Raw genomic sequence first — 20,591 nt, 5'->3', positions numbered from 1 at the left:
GGCCGCGTGACGATCCACGACCCGCGCGCGGCCGGCTGGACCGCGGGCGCCCACCCCGTGTCCGGCCCCGAGTCCGCCGCGCTGCTGCGCGCGTACTACACCGAGCTGATCGAGCGGTACTACGGCCGCCCGACGGACGACGAGGAGCTCGCGGCCGTCCTCGCCGAGGAGCCCAGCGACGATCTCACGCCGCCCACCGGCGAGTTCCTGGTCGCCCGGCGCGACGGGAGGCCCGGCGGGTGTGTCGGCGTGCGCGTCCTCGACGGGGCGACGAGCGAGCTGACGCGGATGTACGTGGCGCCGCCGGCGCGCGGACTCGGCGTGGCGGCCCTGCTGGTCGGCGCCGCGGAACGGGTCGCCCGCGAGGAGTTCGGCGCCGTCCGCATGCGGCTGGACACCCGCAAGGACCTGGTGGAGGCCCGGGCCCTGTACGCCCGCCTCGGCTACACCGAGATCGCGCCGTACAACGACAGCCCGTACGCCGACCACTGGTTCGAGAAGCCGCTGCGCTGATCCCCGGCCCGCGCCCGCCCCCGGGTGCCCGCTCCCCGCCCTCGGCCGGGGTGCCGCCGCGGCGGTCACGGGATTCCACGGCCACCGCCGTCTACGATGCAGGGACAGGCAAGCGGGCAGCGGATCTGAGGAGCGGAACCATCAGCGGCAACGTAACGGTCGAGGCCAGGATCGCCGGGGAACTCGGTGTGCGCGAGGGGCAGGTGCGGGCAGCCGTCGACCTGCTCGACGGCGGGGCGACCGTGCCGTTCATCGCCCGCTACCGCAAGGAGGCCACCGGCACCCTGGACGACGAGCAGCTGCGCACCCTGGAGGAGCGGCTGCGCTACCTGCGGGAGCTGGACGAGCGGCGTGCCGCCGTCCTGGAGTCCATCGAGTCCCAGGGCAAGCTGGACGACGCGCTCAGGGCGCAGATCGAGGCGGCCGACTCCAAGGCCCGACTGGAGGACATCTACCTGCCCTTCAAGCCCAAGCGGCGCACCAAGGCGCAGATCGCCAGGGAGGCCGGTCTCGAACCGCTGGCCGACGCGCTGCTCGGCGACCCGGGCCTGGACCCGCAGGCCACCGCCGGCCCGTACGTCGACGCCGACAAGGGCGTCGCGGACGCGGCGGCCGCCCTGGACGGCGCCCGCGCCATCCTCACCGAGCGGTTCTCCGAGGACGCCGACCTCGTCGGCGAGCTGCGTACCCGGATGTGGAGCCGCGGCCGGCTGCTGGCGAAGGTCCGGGAGGGCAAGGAGGAGAGCGGCGCGAAGTTCGCCGACTACTTCGACTTCGCCGAGCCGTTCACCAAGCTGCCGTCGCACCGCGTGCTGGCCATGCTGCGGGGCGAGAAGGAGGAGGTGCTCGACCTCACCCTCGAACCGGAGGAGCCCGCCGAGGGCCCCACCAGCTACGAGCGGCGCATCGCCCAGCAGTTCGGCATCTCCGTGTCCGGCGACCCCGGCCGCCCCGGCGAGCGCTGGCTGGCCGACACCGTCCGCTGGGCCTGGCGCACCCGCTTCCTGGTCCGCCTCGGCATCGACCTGCGCGTGCAGCTGCGGCAGGGGGCCGAGGACGAGGCCGTGCGGGTCTTCGCCGCCAACCTGCGCGACCTGCTGCTCGCCGCGCCCGCCGGCACCCGCGCCACCATGGGTCTCGACCCGGGCCTGCGCACCGGTGTGAAGGTCGCCGTGGTCGACGGCACCGGCAAGGTCGTGGCCACCGACACCATCTACCCGCACGCCCCGCGCAACCGGTGGGACGAGTCGCTCGCGACCCTGGCCCGGCTGGCCGCCGCGCACCGCGTGGACCTGATCGCGATCGGCAACGGCACCGCGTCCCGCGAGACCGACAAGCTCGCCGGTGACCTCATCAAGGCGCACCCCGACCTGAAGCTCACCAAGGCCGTGGTGTCCGAGGCCGGCGCGTCGGTGTACTCCGCGTCCGCCTACGCGTCGGCCGAACTGCCGGGCATGGACGTCTCGTTGCGCGGCGCGGTGTCCATCGCCCGCCGCCTCCAGGACCCGCTGGCCGAGCTGGTGAAGATCGACCCGCGCTCGATCGGCGTCGGCCAGTACCAGCACGACCTGTCCGAGGTGAAGCTGTCCCGCTCGCTGGACGCGGTCGTGGAGGACTGCGTGAACGGCGTGGGCGTCGACGTGAACACCGCGTCGGTGCCGCTGCTGCGCCGCGTGTCGGGCATCACCGAGGGCCTCGCCGCCAACATCGTGTCGCACCGCGACGCCAACGGCCCGTTCCGCACCCGCAAGGACCTCAAGGACGTCGCCAGGCTCGGCCCGAAGGCGTACGAGCAGTGCGCCGGCTTCCTGCGCATCCAGGGCGGCGACGACCCGCTGGACGCCTCCAGCGTGCACCCCGAGGCGTACCCGGTGGTGCGCCGGATCAGCAGCAGCGCGGGCACCGACATCCGCTCCCTGATCGGCAACGGCGCGGTGCTGCGCACCCTGAAGCCGCAGCAGTTCGTGGACGAGTCGTTCGGCCTGCCGACCGTCACCGACATCCTCGCCGAGCTGGAGAAGCCCGGCCGCGACCCGCGTCCCGCCTTCAAGACCGCGACCTTCAAGGAAGGCGTGGAGGAGATGAAGGACCTGCGGCCCGGGATGCTGCTGGAGGGCGTGGTCACCAACGTCGCCGCGTTCGGCGCGTTCGTGGACGTCGGCGTCCACCAGGACGGCCTGGTGCACGTCTCCGCGCTGTCCGACTCGTTCGTCTCCGACCCGCGTGACGTCGTCAAGCCCGGCGACATCGTGCGGGTGAAGGTGCTCGACGTCGACCTGCCGCGCAAGCGCATCTCGCTCACGCTGCGGCTCGACGACGAGGCGCGACCGGCCCGCGGCGACCAGCAGCGCGGCGGCGAGCGTCGCGGCAACCCGCCCCGGCAGGGCGGCAACCGCGGCGGCCAGGGCACCCAGGGCGCCAAGGGCACCCAGGGCGGGCAGGGGGGCCAGGGTGGCAACCGCGGCGGCCAGGGCGGCCGGCGCGGCGGTCAGGACCGGCCCGCCCCCGGCGGCGCGATGGCCGACGCGCTGCGGCGCGCGGGTCTGACCGGCGGAAAGTAGCCGTGGCGCGGGGCAGTTGGGGCGGCCGGTACGGTCCTGCCGCCCCAACCGCCCCGCGGTTCACCCCTGTTGACCGTGATCTGTCAGGCGCTAATCTCGCGGGATGCGCTCACTGACGCGGGCTTCCCGCCTCTCGTGGATATCCGTGGTCGCGGCGGTCCTCGCCGCACTCGCCGCCGTGCTCACCGCCCCCGCGGCCGCCCACGCGGCCGGAGGCGGTTCCGTTCGCAACGGCCTCAGCCAGCCTGTCTACTCCTACGCCGACGCGGTCCGCGAGGCGGTGTGGGTGGACACCGGGCTCGACGGCGACGGCGACGGCCGCACCGACCGTGTGGCCGTCGACATCGTCCGGCCCTCCGAGCCCGCCCGGCAGGGACGCCGGGTCCCCGTCATCATGGACGCGAGCCCGTACTACTCGTGCTGCGGCCGCGGCAACGAGAGCCAGCTGAAGACCTACGACGCCGCCGGGAACATCGTCCAGGCGCCGCTGTTCTACGACAACTACTTCGTCCCCCGCGGCTACGCCACCGTGCTCGTGGACCTCGCCGGCACCAACCGCTCCGACGGCTGCGTCGACGTCGGCGGACCGTCCGACGTCCAGTCCGCCAAGGCCGTCGTCGACTGGCTCAACGGACGCGCCCACGGCTACAGCGCCCGCTCCGGTGGCACCGCGGTCAAGGCCACCTGGGCCACCGGCGCGGTCGGCATGATCGGCAAGAGCTGGGACGGCACCATCGCCAACGGCGTCGCCGCCACCGGCGTGGCCGGCCTCAAGACCATCGTGCCGATCAGCGCCATCTCCTCCTGGTACGACTACTACTTCCACCAGGGCGCCCCGCTGCAGGACGGCCCCGAGTGGCTGTCCGACTACGTCGAGAGCGACAGCGCGCACGCCGACTGCGCCGCGGAACAGCAGAAGATCGCCGCCGGTTCGCCGCGCACCGGCGACTGGACGCCGTTCTGGACCGACCGGGACTACGTCAAGGACGCCGGCAAGGTGACGGCGAGCGTGTTCGCCGCCCAGGGCATGCAGGACCTGAACGTGCGCACCAAGCACTTCGGCCAATGGTGGACCGCCCTCGCGCAGCACGGCGTGGAACGCAAGGTGTGGCTGTCGCAGACCGGCCACGTCGACCCGTTCGACTACCGGCGCTCCGCGTGGGTGCCGACCCTGCAGCGCTGGTTCGACCACTACCTGCTCGGCGTGGACAACGGCATCCAGCGCGAGCCCATGGCCGACATCGAGCGCAGCGTCGACCACTGGACCACCGACCGCGTCTGGCCCCCGGCGGGCACCCGCACCAGCGACCTCTCCCTCGGCTCGACCGGCGTGAACGGCCTCGGCACGCTCGGCAAGGGCCACGCGACGGGCACCGAGTCGTTCACCGACGACCCGAACCTGTGGGAGGAGGACTGGGCCGCCGCGGCCGACAGCGCCACCCCGGCCAAGACCGCGTTCACCACCGGCGTCCTCGCCAAGGACCTGCGGATCTCCGGCGGCGGCACCGTCACCGTGACCGCGACGTCCACCACCACCAGCGCCCACCTGTCGGCGGTCCTGGTCGACCTCGGCCCGGCGACCATCCGGAACTTCCTCGGCGACGGCGAGGGCATCACCACCGGGACCACCCGCTCCTGCTACGGCGAGAGCACCGCGGGCGACAGCGCCTGCTTCCTGGACACCTCCGCCGACACCGAGACCGTCGACCACACGGTCTTCAGCCGCGGCTGGGCCGACCTCGGCCACTACCGGTCGCTCGACCACGGCGTGCCGCTCGTCCCCGGCAAGCCCTACACGATGACCATCCAGCTGGCCGCCACCGACCACGTGGTGCCCGCCGGGCACCGCCTGGCGCTCATCGTGGCCGGTACCGACAACGGGCTGATCCTGCCGGCGTCCACCACGCCCACCGTGTCGGTCGACCTGTCCCGCTCGGTCCTGCGGCTGCCGCTCGCCGGCGGCACCGGCGCGCTCGCCACCCGGCCCGGCGCCCCGGCCACGGCCCCGGCCCGCACTCCGGCGTCGCGGCAGGCCTCGCCCGCGCCGCTCTTCACCCCGGCGGCCGAGCTGGGGTGAGCCGACGGGCTCACAGCGGGAACCGGACCGGCCCGCGGCGCGTTCCACTGGGTAGTACGGTGAGGGCGCGGCGCGGGCCGCCGTGGACGGGAGGCGGGGTCATGTCCAACAGAACCAAGGTCATCGTCGGCGGCGTGGCGGTGGGGCTGATCCTCCTCATCTGGGTCCCCTGGTGGGTCACGTTCCTGATCGTCATCGGCATCCCCGCGGCGGCGTACCTGACGCTCGACCGTTCCCAGCGGCGCCGGCTGCGCCGCGCGACCCGGCGGCAAATCAATCGCTGACCAGGCACGTCCCCGATAAGGTGAGGCATCGGGTCAGGGCATCCGATCGAGGGGACGACGTTTCCTATGCGCAGCGGTACGGTCATCGCGGTCAGCCGCGACACCACCCACCGGTTCAGCAAGACCAACCAGGACAGCATCCGGCTCCTCGCCGGCCTCGGCGTCGAGGGTGACGCCCACCTGGGCGTCACCGTCCAGCACCTGTCCCGAGTCGCCCAGGACCCCACGCAGCCCAACCTGCGCCAGGTCCACCTGATCCACGCCGAGCTCTTCGACGACCTGCGCCTCGCCGGCTACGACATCGCCCCCGGCGACCTGGGGGAGAACGTCACCACCCGCGGTATCGACCTGCTGGGCCTCCCGGCCGGCACCCGGCTGCGGCTGGGGCCCGACGCGGTCGTCGAGGTCACCGGCCTGCGCAACCCCTGCCTGCAGATCGACGCGTTCCGCGGCGGCCTGCTCAAGCAGGTCGTCGGCCGCGACGAGCACGGCGCGGTCGTCCGCAAGGGCGGGATCATGGGCGTCGTCCTCGACGGCGGCGACATCCGCCCCGGCGACACCGTCGACGCCGAGCTGCCCGCCGAACCCCACCGCCCGCTCGAGCGGGTCTGATCCCGCACGACCCCTGGCCCATTCCCGTTGCGGGGGTCCGCCAGGGCCGGGTCCGGGCCCGTACACGACGCACGACCGACAGAGGACCAGGTGGGGACCAGGTGACCGCGACCGCCGAGCCGTCCGGGGCGATCCGCAGCGTGGCGGACGTGCTCGCCCGCACCGCCACCGGGCAGCGCGTGAAGTACCTGCACTTCTGGGGGCACCGCCCGCAGCGCGACGGCAGCGTGGGCGCGGGCTGCCTCAGCCAGTGGTGGCCGTCGCCGTTCACCGTCGACGGCAGCGTCTACGCCACCGCCGAGCACTGGATGATGGCCGGCAAGGCCCGTCTCTTCGGCGACGCCGAGGCCGAACGCCGGGCGATCGCCGCCGGCCACCCCAGGGACGCCAAGAGCGCCGGCCGATCCGTGCGCGACTTCGACGAGGACGTCTGGCGGCGTGAGCGGTTCGGTCTGGTCGTGGAGGGCAGCACGCACAAGTTCCGGCAGCACCCGGACCTGCGGGACTTCCTGCTCGGCACCGGCTCCCGGGTCCTGGTCGAGGCGAGCCCGCTGGACCGGGTGTGGGGCATCGGACTGGCCGCCGGCGACCCGGCGGCCGGGGACCCGGCGCGCTGGCGCGGGCTCAACCTGCTCGGCTTCGCGCTGATGGAGGCCCGCGCGCGGCTCGCGTCGGAGGCGCCCGCCGCGAGCTGACCGGCAGACGGCGGGTGGACCGCCGGTGCCGGCAGAACGGTAGGGCACGGTTGCCGGTGGGGGCCGGTGGCGGCCGGTGGCGGGCGGCCGGCGGGCGGGACGGGCCCGCCCGGACGTACGCTGGTCGTGGCGGTGTCCCGATGTCCCACGGGACCGCCGGACGAGAGATGGCCAGCGCGCAGCAGCTCCCCGTGATCGACCTCTCCGCGGCCGCGGCCGGCGGCAGCACGGAGTCCCGGAAGGACCTGCGCAGGCGGCTGCACACCGCCGCGCACGAGACCGGCTTCTTCCAGCTCGTCGGCCACGGCGTGAGCGCCGAGCAGACCTACGCGCTGATGACTCTGGCCAGGGACTTCTTCGCGCTGCCTGAGGCGGAGCGGCTCGACCTGTCGAACCTCCGCTCGCCGCACTTCCGCGGCTACACCCGCACCGGCGACGAGCACACCCGCGGGCGCAGCGACTGGCGCGACCAGCTGGACATCGGCGCCGAGCGCCCGGCCCGCGTTCCCGGGCCCGGAGAGCCCGCGTTCTGGTGGCTGCAGGGCCCGAACCTGTGGCCCGCCCGCCTGCCCGAGCTGCGGCGGGCCGCCCTGGACTGGATGGACCGGCTCAGCCGGGTCGCGCGGCTGCTGCTGCGAGAGCTCCTCGCCGCGATCGGCGCCAGCCCCGACTTCTACGACCCGATCTTCGCCCCGGCACCGCACCTCCAGCTGAAGCTGGTGCGGTACCCGGGCAGCCCGCCGGGACAGGAACGCGGCGGGGGCCAGGGTGTCGGCGCCCACAAGGACTACGGCTTCCTGACCCTGCTGCTGCAGGACTCCGTCGGCGGCCTCCAGGTGCAGCGCGAGGACGGCGCGTTCCATGAAGTGCCGCCGATGCAGGGCGCGTTCGTGGTCAACCTGGGAGAGCTGCTGGAAGTCGCCACCGACGGCTACCTGAAGGCCACCAACCACCGGGTGGTCTCCCCGCCCGGCGCCCGGGAGCGCTTCTCCGTGCCGTTCTTCTACAACCCGCGGCTCGACGGCCGGGTCACCGCCCTGGACTTCCCGTACGCCGACCGGGCCCCCGGGGTCACCCAGGACACCGACAACCCGCTCTTCGACGAGTACGGCCGCAACGCGCTCAAGGGCTGGCTGCGCGCCCATCCGGAAGCGGCCCGCCGCCAGCACCCCGAACTCCTCGCGGCCGCCCGATGACGGCGGGGTCGCCCGCGAGCGCCCGCCGGCGTCGGACGTCGCCCGCTCGCGCCGGACGACGCGCTCGTACCCGCTGCGGGAGTGCGGACGCTTCGGGGTCCCGCCGGATTCGCCCCTTCGGGCCAACGGCCGCATGTCTTCCGCACGTTGACGGACGCGCCTTCGCAGGGGGCACCCGGACACGCGTGAAGGGGCGCCGCACGGCCGGTTGCCGCGTCGCGCATAGAGTGCGTGACCAGGAGTCGAAGGGAGCCGCAGGACATGACGGAACGTCTGGTGGTCATCGGTGGCGACGCCGCCGGGATGTCGGCCGCCTCGCAGGCACGCCGCCGCAGGTCCGAGGACGACCTGGAGATCGTCGCGTTCGAACGCGGCCGCCACACCTCGTACTCCGCGTGCGGCATCCCGTACTGGATCGGCGGCGCCGTCACCGGCCCCGAGGACCTGATCGCTCGGACGGCCGACGAGCACCGCGCCCGCGGCATCGACCTGCGGCTGGGCACCGAGGTGACCGAGGTCGACACCGAGCGCGGCCGGGTGCGCAGCCGCGACCCCTACGGCCAGGAGGAGTGGGTCTCCTACGACCATCTGGTCTTCGGCACGGGCGCGGTGCCCCTGCGGCCGCCGCTGCCCGGCATCGACGCCCCCGGCGTGCACGGCGTGCAGACGCTCGACGACGCGGAGGCGGCCCTGGCCGCGCTCGACCGCGGCGAGGTCCGGCGGGCCGTGGTGGTCGGCGGCGGCTACATCGGCGTGGAGATGGCCGAGGCGATGCTGCGCCACGGCCTGGAGGTCACCCTCGTCGACCGCAACCTCGAGCCGATGAACACCCTCGACCCCGACATGGGCCGGCTGGTGCGCGGCGAACTGGAGGGCCTGGGCGTGCGCGTGGCCTCCGGCGCCCCCGTCCGCGAGGTACTGACCGGCCGGGACGGCCGGGTCCGGGCCGTCAGCACCGACGACGACGAGTACCCGGCCGACATCGTCGTGCTGGGCCTGGGCGTCCGGCCCGCGACCGACCTGGCCCGCGCCGCCGGGCTGCCGCTCGGCGCGTCCGGCGGCCTGCTCACCGACCGGGCGATGCGCGTGCGCGGCGCGGAGCGGCTGTGGGCCGGGGGCGACTGCGTGGAGGTGCTGAACCTGGTGTCCGGCGCCGAGCAGCACGTGCCGCTGGGCACCCACGCCAACAAGCACGGGCGGATCATCGGCACCAACATCGGCGGCGGGTACGAGACCTTCCCCGGTGTGGTCGGCACCGCGGTGAGCAAGGTCTGCGAGGTCGAGATCGCGAGGACCGGACTGAAGGAGTCCCAGGCCCGTGCCGCGGGGCTGCAGTTCGTGACCGCCGTCATCGAGTCGACCAGCCGTGCCGGCTACTACCCCGACAGCGCGCCGATGACCGTGAAGATGACGGCGGAACGCGTCACCGGCCGGCTGCTCGGCGTGCAGATCGTCGGCCGGGAGGGCGCGGCCAAGCGGGTCGACATCGGTGCGGTCGCCCTCACCGCGGGCATGACGGTGGACCAGATGATCGACCTGGACCTCGGCTACGCGCCGCCGTTCTCGCCCGTCTGGGACCCGGTGCTGGTCGCCGCGCGCAAGGTCGCGGACGCGGTGGCCGCGGACCTGCGGAAGGGCTGAGCCCGGGGATCCCGGCGGCGGGACCGCCTGTTCGGCGGCGGGACCGTGAGACCGTCAGGAGGCCGCGGCGGCCGTCGTGCTGGGCGCCGAGGCGAGGCGGCCGAGGGCTTCCATGAGGATCGGCAGGGACGGCCCGCGGCCGACCGGCAGGATCTCTCCGGGTGCCTCGTCGAGCAGTACGAACGCCATGTCGTCGGCCCTGCCGACCAGGCTCCAGCCGGGCCCGTCGGCCCGCAGCGAGCCGTAGGCCAGGCGCACCCGGCCGGGCGGCGGGGGAGTGCGGACGTACTCCTCGGCGGCCTCCAGCACGCCGCGCACGCCGGAGTGCGAGATGGGCGCGTCGCCGGCGGGCGCGTCCGCCGTCCCAGGTTCCGGCCCCTCTCCCGACGCCTCCGCCGCGGTCTCCGCGCCCGCGGGCCCGGCGCCGGGCTCCTCCGGCTCGGTGTCATCCGCGTCACCGGCCGCGCCGGCCTGATCGTCCGTGGCTGCCGCCTCGGAGGTCGTGGCCTGGGTCCCGGCGCCGGCAGGCGCGGTCCCGGTCGCCTCCGCGTCCTCGGCGGGCGCGTCGAGTTCGTCGCGCCACTCGCGCCAGTGGATCGCGATCTCGTCCGCGCCGAGCCGGCGTTGGGCCGGCCCCCACTGGGTGGGGTCGGGCGGCGCGAGCGGGGGGCCGCCGCCGGTCTCCTCGTCGGGGTCGAACGGTGCGGGGACGCCCGGGGCCGCCACCGCGACCGGCAGCGGCCACCCCGGCAGCGACGCGGCGATGCTGTGGTCGTCCGGCGAGAGCTCGTACTCCAGGCCGCAGTCCCACGCCGCCAGCGCGCAGGCCACCATCCACGTGTCGGTGGTCGCCACCGTCCATCGCGCACCGGTGCCGTCCTGCCCGAAGACCAGCCCGTAGCCGGCCTCCGCGGGCACCAGGCCGAGTCCGGCGCACGCCGACGGGTAGTCGTCGCCGAGCACGCCCGGGTACTGGCCGGGCGTCAGCAGCGCCGCGGTCAGCACGAACAGCGCATCGTCGTCCTGCGGGGTCTCGGCCGCGGCCATCCGTCGTCTCCCTGTCATCTCGGTCCGCGGCACCTTAACCAGCGGGTAACCGGTACGTCGAGAGTCTGCGGACCGCGGAAATCCCGGGGGTCCGGCCTTCACCGCACCTCTACGCTCTCTCCATGGTCTCCGTGCGGCGCTCCCACCACGTCTGCGTGTCGTGCAGGGTGTCGTGGAAGAAGGCCGCCGCCCGGGAACCGCGACGGCGTCTGCCCTCGCGGTGCGGGGCCGCTCGTCGACGTCGGCACGCGGTTCGCCGCGCCGCGCAGGCGTGACACGGCGTCGTGGCGCGCGCTCACCGCGGTGTTCGCGGCGGGGCTGCGCATCCGGCCGACGTGCCCGAGCTGCGGGGACGGCCCCGGCTTCCGTCCGCGAACGCCGCGCGAGGTCCGCGAGCGGCTCGCTCACGCGGCGGTCACCGGAGAGCCCGTCGCCCGGGCCCTGGGCTGCCCGGACCCGTCACACGGCGGCGTCCAGCCCCGCCAGCGTCTCGCGTAGCCACGCCAGTTCGGCGGTGCTGGTGGCCCGCGCGATGATCAGGACGCCCCTGCGGAAGGGGTCGTCCACCTCCTCCGCCCGCACGGGGCGCTCGCCCTCGTAGAAGAAGCTCGACGGCTCCTCCAGGAACGCGAGCCTGCGCCGCAGCACCGCCGCCTGGGCGGCTGGGTCCGCGAGATGCCGCAGGAAGGCGAGCACCGTGAACCAGCGGTTCTCGTCGCTGATGTCGTTCTCCGCCGGGTCGCCCAGCCGGCGGCGCAGTTCGGCGCGCCCCTCGTCGGTGAGGCTCAGCATGTGCCGGGGCGCCGCCGCCGCGCCCGGCTGCGGCTCGCGGGCCAGCAGCCCGGCGTTCTCCAGCCGCTTGATCGCCGGATAGAGCGTGCTCTCCGCCACGGGCTTGATGTGCCCGCTCAGCGCGGCGATCCGCCGTCGCAGCTCGTAGCCGTGCAGGGGTGCCTCGTGGAGGAAGCCGAGGATCGCGAGTTCCAGCATGCGCCCATTGTGGCGCAGCTTCGCAGTATATCGCTGGCGTAGTACATCGGCACCGATGTATGGTCCGTGGCGAGCCGGATCCGGAGGGACGGAAACGGGCCGGCACCCCGGGAACCACGGCGAAGGACGGCAGGCATGCAGCAGACGGAGTTCGGCCCCGCAGGCGCGTACATCCGCTGGACGGAGGCGGCGGGCGACGGCCCGGCACGGGTCCACATCCACGGGCTCGGCGCCGCCTCGGGCCCGTACACGGCGCACCTGAGCGCCGATCCGCGTCTCGCGGGGCGCCGCACCCTGTTCGTGGACCTGCCGGGTTTCGGCATCAGCGACCGCCCCGCGGACTTCGGCTACTCGCTGGAGGAGCACGCGGCCGCGGTCGCGGCCGTGCTGGACGCCGCCGGGGTGCGCGGCGCCGAGGTGGTGGGCCACAGCATGGGCGGCGCGGTGGCCATCGTGCTGGCGTACCGCAGACCGGAACTGGTGGAACGGCTGGTGCTCGCCGAGGCCAACCTCGACCCCGACCCGCCGCTGACGGCCGACAGCAGCGCCATCGCGACCTGGACGGAGGAGGAGTTCGTGGACGGCGGCGGCTTCGCGGCCACGCTGGAGCGGGCGGGCTGGCGCTGGGCGGCCACCATGCGGTGCGCGGATCCGCTGGCGCTGCACCGGTCCGCCACCGGGCTGGTGCGCGGCACGGAGCCCACGATGCGCGCCATGGTCACGTCGCTGGCGATTCCCCGCACCTATGTGCTGGGGGAGTTGAGCGGCGAGGACGGTCTCGGCCGCACGGACCTGGAGGCGGCGGGCGTCGAGATCGTGACCGTGCCGGACGCGGGGCACTGCATGATGTTCGACAACCCGGACGCCTATGTGCGGGCGATCGCCGGGCGGCCCGCGCCGGCGCGGGCGGACGCGGCCTGAGGGGTACCGGACGGACGTCGGGGACGGGCGGCCTGACGCGTGGCGTGGTGTGGGGCGCGCGCATGGTGTGAGGGGGCGCGCGGCGCGGTCCGAGTCGCGCGGCGCGGTGAACGGGGAGCGGGGGCGCGCGGGGCGGGGCCCGGGCCGGCGCGAGCCGGGGCACGGGCTGCGGTGGTGCGCTGCTCAGCGGCCCCGGACGGCCACCGCCAGGTACCGCTCGTCGGAGTCGTCGAACAGCTCCAGCTCCCAGCCGCCGGCCGCGAGGATCCGGCCGATCTGCGGCTGCGCCCTGACGTCGCCGGGCTCCAGTTCGTAGCCGCGGCGGGCGGCGAGGACCGCCCGGCCCACGGGATGGAAGAGCGCGAGCCGCCCGCCGGCCCGCGTCACCCGGGCGAGTTCGCGCAGCCCGTCCGACGGGTCGGCGAGGTGGTTGACCAGGCCCGCGGCGAAGACCGCGTCGAACGCGCCGTCGCGCAAGGGCAGTCGCTCGGCCTCGGCCTCCAGGAGTGTGGCGTCGGCGTCGCGTCCCAGGGCCACCGCCTCGTGCAGCATCTGCGGGGTGACGTCGACACCGACGACGGTTCCGGCCGGGCCGACCTCCGCGCGCAGCAGCGGTACCGCACGTGCCGTCCCGCAGCCCGCGTCGAGCGCGCGGCCCCCGCCGGTCAGGCCCAGTTCGCGGACCGCCGCCGCGTACACGGGGGTGTCGTCGGGGTAGCGGGTCTCCCAGCCGACCGCCCTGGCGGCGAAGAACTCCCTGGTCTGCCGGCGATCGCGCTGTGTCCTGGCCATGCATCATGGTCGCATGCCGACCTTGCGTTCCGTCGCCCTCTTCGTCCTCGCCGCGATCCTGGAGATCGGCGGGGCCTGGCTCATCTGGCAGGGTGTGCGGGAGCATCGCGGGTTCGCCTGGATCGGCGCGGGCGTGGTCGCGCTCGGCCTCTACGGATTCGTCGCCACGCTCCAGCCGGACGCCGCGTTCGGCCGCATCCTCGCCGCCTACGGCGGGGTGTTCGTGGCCGGGTCGCTGCTGTGGGGTGTGGTGGCGGACGGTTACCGGCCGGACCGTTTCGACCTCATCGGTGCGGGCATCTGCATTGCCGGGGTAGGGGTGATCATGTACGCCCCGCGCGGCGGCTGAAAACCGCCTCTTGCGCCCTCGCCGCCGGTGCGCGTGCCGGTGGGGGTGGGCAGGAGGGGGTTGCAGTGGCGCCGACGACGTACAAGGCTGCCTAGCGCAGCGGAAAGCGGAGGTAGGCGATGACGGTGAGCAACGGGCTCGCGTGGTTGCTCGACGATCTGACCCGGCGCGTGCCGCACGTCAAGCACGCGCTCGTGCTGTCGAACGACGGGCTGGTCACCGGGGCGAGCGCCGAGCTCGACCGCTCGACGGCGGAGCACCTGGCGGCGGTGTCCTCCGGCTTCCACAGCCTCGCGAAGGGCGCCGGGCGCCAGTTCGGGACCGGCGGCGTCCGGCAGACGATGGTCGAGTTCGACGAGGGATTCCTCTTCGTCACCGCCGCGGGCAACGGCAGTTGCCTGTCCGTGCTCAGCGGCATGGAGGCGGACATCGGCCAGGTCGCCTACGAGATGACGCGCCTCGTCCACCAGGTCGGCGAGCACCTGGGCGTCGCCCCGCGCGCCTAGGGTCCCACCCGTCCGCGTCCGGCCGGGAGTTATCCACAGGGTCCCCGACGGCTGTCGTCCACCCGCGCTACATTCGTCACTGTCAGTGAGGGATGCGTGCGGGGAGTGAGTGTCATGAGGACGGTCAAGGAGTCGGCGAAGGCGCGCGAAGCGGAGCGGGCGCGGCGCGGGGATACGGCCCCCGGCGTGGCGGAGCTGCTTCCTCTGAGCCGCGTGCGGGACGAACTGGGTCTGGAATATGACGAGTTCGACGTCGCCCTGCAGGTGGGCGAGGTGCGGACGGTGGTCTGCGGGCCAGGCGTGTGGAAGGTGCCGCGATCGGAACTGGCCCGGTTGCGCGCCCTGGAGGGGCCTGAGGACGGTCTGCTGAAGCGCCTGCGCCTGGTCAGCAGCGGCGGCGCGGCGGAGGCGATGGGTATCGGCCGGGACCGCTTCACCCGGCTGGCCAGAGCGGGCTGCGTCCGGCCGGTGCGCTGGTACGTCAACCAGTACCGGGCCGTGGTGTGGCTGTATCTGGCGCGCGAGGCCGCCGAGTTCGCCGACCTGAATCCCGCGGTGCTGACCGGGCGCCTGCCCGGGCCGCTGCGTGAGACCGGTGACGGCGGCACGGACCTGAGGGCTCGCGGCTGGCGCGCCCGCCGCGCCGGGCAACTGGTCCGGGACGCCGCGGACGCCTGGGAGGAGGCCGCGGTCTGGGCCGCGCTGCTCGGGCCGCAGATCGCCGGAGAGGCCGTCCCCGACCCCTACGAGCGGGCACATCTGTACCGGCTCCGGGCCACGCTGCCTGCGGGGCGCCCCGGCCGTGCGACGCCGGAGCAGGTCCGGTCGCTGACCACGGCCGACGCGCCCGACGAGATCGCGGCCGCCCTGTTCGCGCTGGCCGAGGCGCTCGGCCGGGCCCGCCGAGGACAGCCCGTGCCGCGGCCCTCACCCGGGTCGCACGCTCCCGCACTGCCCGCACTGCCCGCACTGCCCGCACCGCCCGCACCGCCCGCGCCGCATGCATCACCCGCGCTGCCCGCACCGCATGCACCGGAGCCGCCCGGGCTGCCCGAGGTCACCGCCGTCCCGCCGCGGCCCGAGGTGCCGCCGGGCCAGGAGGCGGCGCCGTCCGGGGCACGGCCGGCCGCCGCACGGCGTGGTCTGCGGCGGCTGCTGGGCCGGCGACCGCACACCGGGACCGGGACCGGGCAGGGGGCACCCGCCGGACCCGGGCGGGACGGTCAGAGCTCGCCGACGTCCGTCACGCGGACGACGGCCCGGCCCTCCTCGTCCGAGGCGGCCAGGTCGACCTCGGCGGAAATGCCCCAGCCATGATCGCCCTCGGGGTCGGCGAAGGTCTGCCGGACCTTCCACAGGCCGTGCTGCGGCTGCTCCTCGATCTGCAGGAGCTTGGGCCCCCGCGCGTCGGGCCCGGTGCCGAGGTCGTCGTACTCGTCCCAGTACGCGTCCATGGCGTCGGCCCAGGCGTCCGCGTCCCACCCGGAATCGCCGTCGAGCTCGCCGAGCTCCGCGTACTTCTCCAGCGCGGCCAGCTCGACCCGGCGGAACATCGCGTTGCGCACCAGGACCCGGAAGGCGCGGGCGTTGGTCGTGACCGGCTTGACCTGGTCGGCCCGCTCGGCGGCCTGCTCGGCGCTCTCCTCCTCGGGGTTGGCCAGCTGCTCCCACTCGTCGAGCAGGCTGGAGTCGACCTGCCGGACCAGCTCGCCGAGCCAGGCCGTGAGGTCCTGGTAGTCCTCGGACTTCAGGTCGTCGGGCACGGTGTGCTCCAGCGCCTTGTACGCGCTGGCCAGGTAGCGCAGCACGATGCCCTCGGTCCTGGCGAGCTCGTAGAAGGACACGAACTCCGTGAAGGTCATGGCGCGTTCGTACATGTCCCGCACCACGGACTTCGGCGACACCGGATGGTCGCCGACCCACGGGTGGCTCTTGCGGTACACGCCGTAGGCGTGCAGCAGCAGGTCCTCCAGCGGCTTGGGGTAGGAGACGTCCTGGAGGCGCTCCATGCGCTCCTCGTACTCCACGCCGTCGGCCTTCATCGCCGCCACGGCCTCACCGCGGGCCTTGTTCTCCTGGGCGCCGAGAATCTGCCGCGGGTCGTCCAGGGTGGACTCCACGACGGAGACCATGTCCAGCGCATAGGACGGGGAGTCGGGGTCGAGCAGGTCGAAGGAGGCCAGCGCGAAGGTCGACAGCGGCTGGTTCAGTGCGAAGTCCTGCTGGAGGTCGACGGTCAGCCGCACGATCCGGCCCTCGGCGTCGGGCTCGTCGAGCCGCTCCACGACGCCGCCGTCCAGCAGCGAGCGGTAGATCGCGATGGCCCGGCGGATGTGCCGCAGCTGGGAGCGGCGGTCCTCGTGGTTGTCCTCCAGCAGCCGGCGCATCGCCACGAAGGCGTTGCCCGGTCGGGCGATCACCGAGAGCAGCATCGTGTGGGTCACGCGGAAACGCGAGGTCAGCGGCTCCGGATCGGAGGTGATCAGCTTCTCGAAGGTGTTCTGCCCCCAGCTGACGAACCCCTCGGGCGCCTTCTTGCGCACGACCTTGCGGCGCTTCTTGGGGTCGTCGCCGGCCTTCGCGAGCGCGCGCTCGTTCTCGATGACGTACTCGGGGGCCTGTGCCACCACGAACCCGGCGGTGTCGAACCCGGCCCGCCCGGCGCGCCCGGCGATCTGGTGGAACTCGCGGGCCCGCAGCACCCGCACCCGCTGCCCGTCGTACTTGGTGAGCGCGGTGAACAGCACCGTGCGGATGGGCACGTTGACGCCCACGCCCAGGGTGTCGGTGCCGCAGATGACCTTCAGCATGCCCGCCTGCGCGAGCTTCTCCACCAGGCGCCGGTACTTCGGCAGCATGCCCGCGTGGTGCACGCCGATCCCGTGGCGCACGAACCGCGAGAGGTTGCGGCCGAAGGCGGTGGTGAAGCGGAAGTTGCCGATCAGCTCGGCGATGGCGTCCTTCTCGGCGCGCGTGCACATGTTGATGCTCATCAGCGCCTGTGCCCGCTCCACCGCGGCCGCCTGCGTGAAGTGCACGATGTAGACGGGGGACTGGCGCGTCTCGAGCAGTTCGGTGAGGGTCTCGGTCATCGGGGTCGTGCGGTACTCGTAGCTCAGCGGCACCGGCCGGGTCGCCGACCGGACCACGGCGGTGGGCCGTCCGGTGCGCCGCGTGAGGTCCTCCTCGAACCGGGAGACGTCACCGAGCGTGGCCGACATCAGCAGGAACTGGGCCTGCGGCAGCTCCAGCAGCGGGATCTGCCAGGCCCATCCGCGGTCCGGTTCGGCATAGAAGTGGAACTCGTCCATGACGACCTGGCCGACGTCGGCGTTCCGGCCGTCGCGCAGCGCGATCGAGGCCAGCACCTCCGCGGTGCAGCAGATCACCGGCGCGTCCGGGTTGACCGACGCGTCGCCGGTGAGCATGCCGACGTTCTCGGTGCCGAAGAGCTTGCACAGGTCGAAGAACTTCTCCGAGACCAGCGCCTTGATCGGGGCCGTGTAGAAGGTGACCTCGTCCCGGGCCAGCGCGGCGAAGTGCGCACCGGCCGCGACCAGGCTCTTTCCCGATCCGGTGGGCGTGGAAAGGATCACGTTCGCGCCCGAGACGACCTCGATCAGCGCCTCCTCCTGGGCCGGGTACAGGGTGATGCCCTGCCCTTCGGCCCACGTCGAGAACGCTTCGAAGAGGGCATCGGGGTCGGCGTCGGAAGGCAGCTGATCGATAAGGGTCACCCCTCCATCTTGCCTGCCTTCCGGCCGGGCGGCGGAACCGGCGGACGAGGCCGTTGATCATCAACGGTAAGGTGTGCGCTCAACGACGTGTCAACTCCGCCTGACCAGGGCGGACAAGGGGGGCTGGGCAGCACCATGATGGGACCCGCGCACTCACTGTCGGGAGCCGCCGCCTGGATGGCGACGGGCGCCGTGGCCGCCGGCCTGGGCGACCCGATGCCGTGGCCGACGCTCGTGGTCGGCGCGCTGATCTGCGCGGGAGCGGCCCTCGCCCCCGATCTGGACCACCACGCGGCCACGATCTCGCGGTCCTTCGGGCCGCTGTCCAAGGCCGCGTGCAAGATCATCGACGGCATCGCGCACGCCACGTACAACGCGACCCGCGGCAAGCGCGACCCGCGCCGCACCGGCGGGCACCGCACGCTGACCCACACCGCCGTGTGGGCCGCGCTGATCGGCGTCGGCTGCTCGGCCGCGGCCGTCTACGGCGGGCGCTGGGCGGTGCTGGCCATCCTCTTCGTCCACATGGTGCTGGCCGTGGAAGGCCTGCTGTGGCGGGCGGCCCGGGTGTCCAGCGACGTCCTGGTCTGGCTCCTCGGCGCGACGAGTGCCTGGGTGCTCGCCGACGCGCTCGACAACCCCGGCAACGGCAAGGACTGGCTGTTCACGCAGCCCGGCCAGCACTACATGTGGATCGGCCTGCCGATCATCCTCGGCGCCCTCGTCCACTGCGTCGGCGACGCCATCACCATCTCCGGCTGCCCGATCCTCTGGCCGATCCCGATAGGCCGCAAGCGCTGGTACCCGATCGGCCCGCCGAAGTTCATGCGCTTCCGGGCCGGCAGCTGGGTCGAGCTGAAGCTGCTGACCCCGGTCTTCTTCCTCGCGGGCGGCGTCTGCGCGCTCGGCGCCGTGGGCGTGCTCGGCTGACGCCGAGCCGCCGGCCCCTTTTCTCCGCCCCCCGCATCCCCCTCCGGTTCTTCCCTCTCTCCGCCTCCGCTCTCCGCCGTCGACGGGGCAGGCGCGCTCCGCGCGCCTGCCCCGTCGTGCCGTTCCGGGACCTTCCGCGACGGCCTCGTCCTGGCAGCGTCAGCGGGTCGCCAAGAGGAGGCCGCCGCCCGTCAAGGGGGCATCAGTAGGGCTCGATTCCGGTTCCGGCCCGGGATGTGATGAGAGCCGTCCGCCTCCCGGCCGGGAGGCGGACTCTGATGATGGTGCGGGCGCTCTCCTGCGACGAGTGCTGCCCGCACCCGTGCGAACGGAGCAAGCCATGAAGATGATCAAGGCGATCGTGAAGAGGTTCAAGCAGGACGAGGACCTGGCCGCCAACGCCTGGCCGCTGCACGTCATCTGACGCGCCGCCACCGGTGGGGGCGCAGCCACGCCCGCCCCCACCGGCGGTACCCGCCGCCCGAGGGCTCGCCGGCCCGACGGCCGCTGCCCCACCGTCCCGAACGCTCCGCGCCGTGCGCGGGGATCGCACGTCATCGCCATGTCATGGAGGCGGAATTCTCGTGGAAGAGCTGGCGCAGGCACAGGTGCGCGACCACGGCGTCGTGTACGCGCCGCGGATCCAGGACCTGCTGGCCCGCGAGGAGAAGGTCTTCCGGATCGACGCGACCACGGTCGGCGTCTCCGACCCCCGCCTGGTCTCCGACATCGTCGCGGCACGTCCCGTCCTGCCGGCGGAGCGCTCGGTCTACAAGCCCGCCGCGGGCGCCGACATCGGCCACGACAGCGCGACCCGGACGATCCGCGCGCTGGGGCAGGACGTCATGACGGGCATCGGGACGCCACCGCCACCCGCGAGCCGGCTGTCCGGCACCTGGCCCGACGTGGCCACCTCCTACCTGCGCGCGTGGCTCTTCTCCGCCGACCCGCTGCCGGTGTCCCTGCTGGCCAGGCGCGGCGTCACCCGCTCCGGCACGCTGTCCCGGATCGTCGACCACGCCGTCGCCGTCCGGCCGGGGTCCGGGGCCGGAGACGGCGGCACCGCGCTGGCCGGCCGGATCCGCGCGGCATCCGGCCCCCAGGACAGACGCCAGGCCGTCGCCCTCTACCGGCGTGCCACCGCCACCCTCTGCGACGGCGTGGCCGCGCTCGCCGCCAACGCCCTCTGGCTGACGGGTCCCGCCGCCCGATCCACGGCCCGCGCGACGTCCCCGGCATCGCCGACCGGCCTCACCGAGGTCCTGTGGGAGACGCTGCGGCTGCTCCCGCCCGCGTGGATGCTCTTCCGCAAGGGCGGAGACGCGTACGCCGGACTCCACCCGGCCATCCGGCCCGGCGACGACCTCGCGCTCTTCCCGCTCCTGATGCACCGCGACCCGGACCACTGGTCCGATCCGGCGGAGTTCCGGCCGGAGCGGTGGTCGGGGGTCGCGGACCCGGAGGGGACGCCCGCGTTCATGCCGTTCGGATTCGACGGCGCCCGCTGCTGGGCGAAGCACCTGGTGGTACCCCTGGCCGAGCGACTCGTGACGGTCGCCCTCGACCACCGGCTCACCGTCCGCGGCCCCGGGCAGGAGACGCGGGTCCCCCTGCGCTCCCTGCTCTCCGTGCGGTTCGAGGCCGCGGTCACGCCATGAGCGCGGGTCCCGCCCGCGCGGGCCCGCTCCCCGATCGCGACCAGCGGCGACGCGCGCTGGACAGCGAGCCGGAACACCCAGA

At 74.0% G+C, this 20,591-nt stretch carries 18 protein-coding genes; 14 read left to right on the top strand and 4 right to left on the bottom strand.

What is annotated here, in order from left to right; genetic code table 11:
* Window positions 1-6: 6 nt before the first annotated feature.
* The 8 genes from BMW99_RS13020 (at window position 7) to BMW99_RS12985 (ending at window position 9,579) form a co-directional block, all read left to right on the top strand.
* Window positions 7-513, top strand: coding sequence for a GNAT family N-acetyltransferase (locus BMW99_RS13020; RefSeq protein ID WP_245791416.1), 507 nt, complete (start codon window positions 7-9; stop codon window positions 511-513).
* Between the two features lie 188 nt (window positions 514-701).
* A complete protein-coding gene (locus tag BMW99_RS13015) occupies window positions 702-3,074 on the top strand; it encodes a Tex family protein (RefSeq protein WP_407640288.1) in 2,373 nt (790 codons plus the stop codon).
* A 103-nt stretch (window positions 3,075-3,177) separates the two neighbouring features.
* A complete protein-coding gene (locus BMW99_RS13010) occupies window positions 3,178-5,151 on the top strand; it encodes a Xaa-Pro dipeptidyl-peptidase (RefSeq protein ID WP_075016834.1) in 1,974 nt (657 codons plus the stop codon).
* Window positions 5,152-5,252: 101 nt separating this feature from the next.
* Window positions 5,253-5,435, top strand: coding sequence for a hypothetical protein (locus BMW99_RS13005; protein WP_069463527.1), 183 nt, complete (start codon window positions 5,253-5,255; stop codon window positions 5,433-5,435).
* A gap of 66 nt (window positions 5,436-5,501) precedes the next feature.
* Window positions 5,502-6,047, top strand: coding sequence for an MOSC domain-containing protein (locus tag BMW99_RS13000; protein WP_069463528.1), 546 nt, complete (start codon window positions 5,502-5,504; stop codon window positions 6,045-6,047).
* A gap of 131 nt (window positions 6,048-6,178) precedes the next feature.
* On the top strand, window positions 6,179-6,742 hold the full coding sequence (locus tag BMW99_RS12995) for an NADAR family protein (RefSeq protein WP_245791431.1): 564 nt from the start codon (window positions 6,179-6,181) through the stop codon (window positions 6,740-6,742).
* 140 nt (window positions 6,743-6,882) lie between these two features.
* Complete coding sequence (locus BMW99_RS12990; RefSeq protein ID WP_075016832.1) at window positions 6,883-7,938, top strand: isopenicillin N synthase family dioxygenase; 1,056 nt, start codon at window positions 6,883-6,885, stop codon at window positions 7,936-7,938.
* 261 nt (window positions 7,939-8,199) lie between these two features.
* The gene (locus tag BMW99_RS12985; RefSeq protein ID WP_069465784.1) at window positions 8,200-9,579 is read left to right on the top strand and encodes an FAD-dependent oxidoreductase; all 1,380 of its coding nucleotides are present in this window, start codon (window positions 8,200-8,202) and stop codon (window positions 9,577-9,579) included.
* Between the two features lie 54 nt (window positions 9,580-9,633).
* Here the strand turns inward: BMW99_RS12985 and BMW99_RS12980 are convergent, their stop codons facing one another.
* A complete protein-coding gene (locus BMW99_RS12980; RefSeq protein ID WP_069465785.1) occupies window positions 9,634-10,626 on the bottom strand; it encodes a hypothetical protein in 993 nt (330 codons plus the stop codon).
* Window positions 10,627-11,085: 459 nt separating this feature from the next.
* The gene (locus BMW99_RS12970) at window positions 11,086-11,616 is read right to left on the bottom strand and encodes a PadR family transcriptional regulator (protein WP_069465786.1); all 531 of its coding nucleotides are present in this window, start codon (window positions 11,614-11,616) and stop codon (window positions 11,086-11,088) included.
* A 135-nt stretch (window positions 11,617-11,751) separates the two neighbouring features.
* On the opposite strand from BMW99_RS12970, the gene BMW99_RS12965 reads away from it, so the two are divergent.
* On the top strand, window positions 11,752-12,537 hold the full coding sequence (locus tag BMW99_RS12965) for an alpha/beta fold hydrolase (RefSeq protein ID WP_075016831.1): 786 nt from the start codon (window positions 11,752-11,754) through the stop codon (window positions 12,535-12,537).
* Between the two features lie 183 nt (window positions 12,538-12,720).
* Here the strand turns inward: BMW99_RS12965 and BMW99_RS12960 are convergent, their stop codons facing one another.
* Window positions 12,721-13,329 carry a class I SAM-dependent methyltransferase gene (locus BMW99_RS12960; protein WP_069466510.1) on the bottom strand — a complete coding sequence of 203 codons (609 nt, stop codon included), beginning with the start codon at window positions 13,327-13,329 and terminating at the stop codon, window positions 12,721-12,723.
* Window positions 13,330-13,342: 13 nt separating this feature from the next.
* Here BMW99_RS12960 and BMW99_RS12955 point away from each other — a divergent pair, with 13 nt between their 5' ends.
* The 3 genes from BMW99_RS12955 to BMW99_RS12945 all read left to right on the top strand — a co-directional run bounded on the left by BMW99_RS12955 (window position 13,343) and on the right by BMW99_RS12945 (window position 15,501).
* Window positions 13,343-13,678: a YnfA family protein gene (locus tag BMW99_RS12955; protein WP_069466511.1), complete on the top strand. Its 336-nt coding sequence runs from the start codon at window positions 13,343-13,345 to the stop codon at window positions 13,676-13,678.
* A gap of 119 nt (window positions 13,679-13,797) precedes the next feature.
* Window positions 13,798-14,184, top strand: a complete 387-nt coding sequence (locus tag BMW99_RS12950; protein ID WP_069466512.1) for a roadblock/LC7 domain-containing protein — start codon at window positions 13,798-13,800, stop codon at window positions 14,182-14,184.
* Window positions 14,185-14,298: 114 nt separating this feature from the next.
* Window positions 14,299-15,501 carry a DUF6397 family protein gene (locus BMW99_RS12945; protein WP_069466513.1) on the top strand — a complete coding sequence of 401 codons (1,203 nt, stop codon included), beginning with the start codon at window positions 14,299-14,301 and terminating at the stop codon, window positions 15,499-15,501.
* Here BMW99_RS12945 and BMW99_RS12940 read toward each other — a convergent pair.
* Entirely contained in the window at window positions 15,408-17,921 is a 2,514-nt protein-coding gene (locus BMW99_RS12940; protein ID WP_069466514.1) for a DEAD/DEAH box helicase, read from the bottom strand. The genes BMW99_RS12945 and BMW99_RS12940 overlap by 94 nt on opposite strands.
* Before the next feature lie 135 nt (window positions 17,922-18,056).
* On the opposite strand from BMW99_RS12940, the gene BMW99_RS12935 reads away from it, so the two are divergent.
* Together BMW99_RS12935 and BMW99_RS12930 are read left to right on the top strand one after the other, a co-directional pair.
* Window positions 18,057-18,851, top strand: coding sequence for a metal-dependent hydrolase (locus BMW99_RS12935; RefSeq protein ID WP_069466515.1), 795 nt, complete (start codon window positions 18,057-18,059; stop codon window positions 18,849-18,851).
* A 584-nt stretch (window positions 18,852-19,435) separates the two neighbouring features.
* A complete protein-coding gene (locus BMW99_RS12930; protein WP_079138915.1) occupies window positions 19,436-20,509 on the top strand; it encodes a cytochrome P450 in 1,074 nt (357 codons plus the stop codon).
* Window positions 20,510-20,591: the final 82 nt, after the last annotated feature.

Source organism: Actinacidiphila rubida, from assembly GCF_900110255.1.
GTDB lineage: Bacteria > Actinomycetota > Actinomycetes > Streptomycetales > Streptomycetaceae > Actinacidiphila > Actinacidiphila rubida.
This window is presented reverse-complemented; position numbering and strand designations above follow the sequence as displayed.

Coding starts and splice junctions, on each gene's coding strand:
- BMW99_RS13010 (WP_075016834.1), top strand. CDS start 3,178: ATGCGCTCACTGACGCGGGCTTCCCGCCTCTCGTGGATATCCGTGGTC.
- BMW99_RS13005 (WP_069463527.1), top strand. CDS start 5,253: ATGTCCAACAGAACCAAGGTCATCGTCGGCGGCGTGGCGGTGGGGCTG.
- BMW99_RS13000 (WP_069463528.1), top strand. CDS start 5,502: ATGCGCAGCGGTACGGTCATCGCGGTCAGCCGCGACACCACCCACCGG.
- BMW99_RS12990 (WP_075016832.1), top strand. CDS start 6,883: ATGTCCCACGGGACCGCCGGACGAGAGATGGCCAGCGCGCAGCAGCTC.
- BMW99_RS12985 (WP_069465784.1), top strand. CDS start 8,200: ATGACGGAACGTCTGGTGGTCATCGGTGGCGACGCCGCCGGGATGTCG.
- BMW99_RS12980 (WP_069465785.1), bottom strand. CDS start 10,626: ATGGCCGCGGCCGAGACCCCGCAGGACGACGATGCGCTGTTCGTGCTG.
- BMW99_RS12970 (WP_069465786.1), bottom strand. CDS start 11,616: ATGCTGGAACTCGCGATCCTCGGCTTCCTCCACGAGGCACCCCTGCAC.
- BMW99_RS12965 (WP_075016831.1), top strand. CDS start 11,752: ATGCAGCAGACGGAGTTCGGCCCCGCAGGCGCGTACATCCGCTGGACG.
- BMW99_RS12960 (WP_069466510.1), bottom strand. CDS start 13,329: ATGGCCAGGACACAGCGCGATCGCCGGCAGACCAGGGAGTTCTTCGCC.
- BMW99_RS12955 (WP_069466511.1), top strand. CDS start 13,343: ATGCCGACCTTGCGTTCCGTCGCCCTCTTCGTCCTCGCCGCGATCCTG.
- BMW99_RS12950 (WP_069466512.1), top strand. CDS start 13,798: ATGACGGTGAGCAACGGGCTCGCGTGGTTGCTCGACGATCTGACCCGG.
- BMW99_RS12945 (WP_069466513.1), top strand. CDS start 14,299: ATGAGGACGGTCAAGGAGTCGGCGAAGGCGCGCGAAGCGGAGCGGGCG.
- BMW99_RS12935 (WP_069466515.1), top strand. CDS start 18,057: ATGATGGGACCCGCGCACTCACTGTCGGGAGCCGCCGCCTGGATGGCG.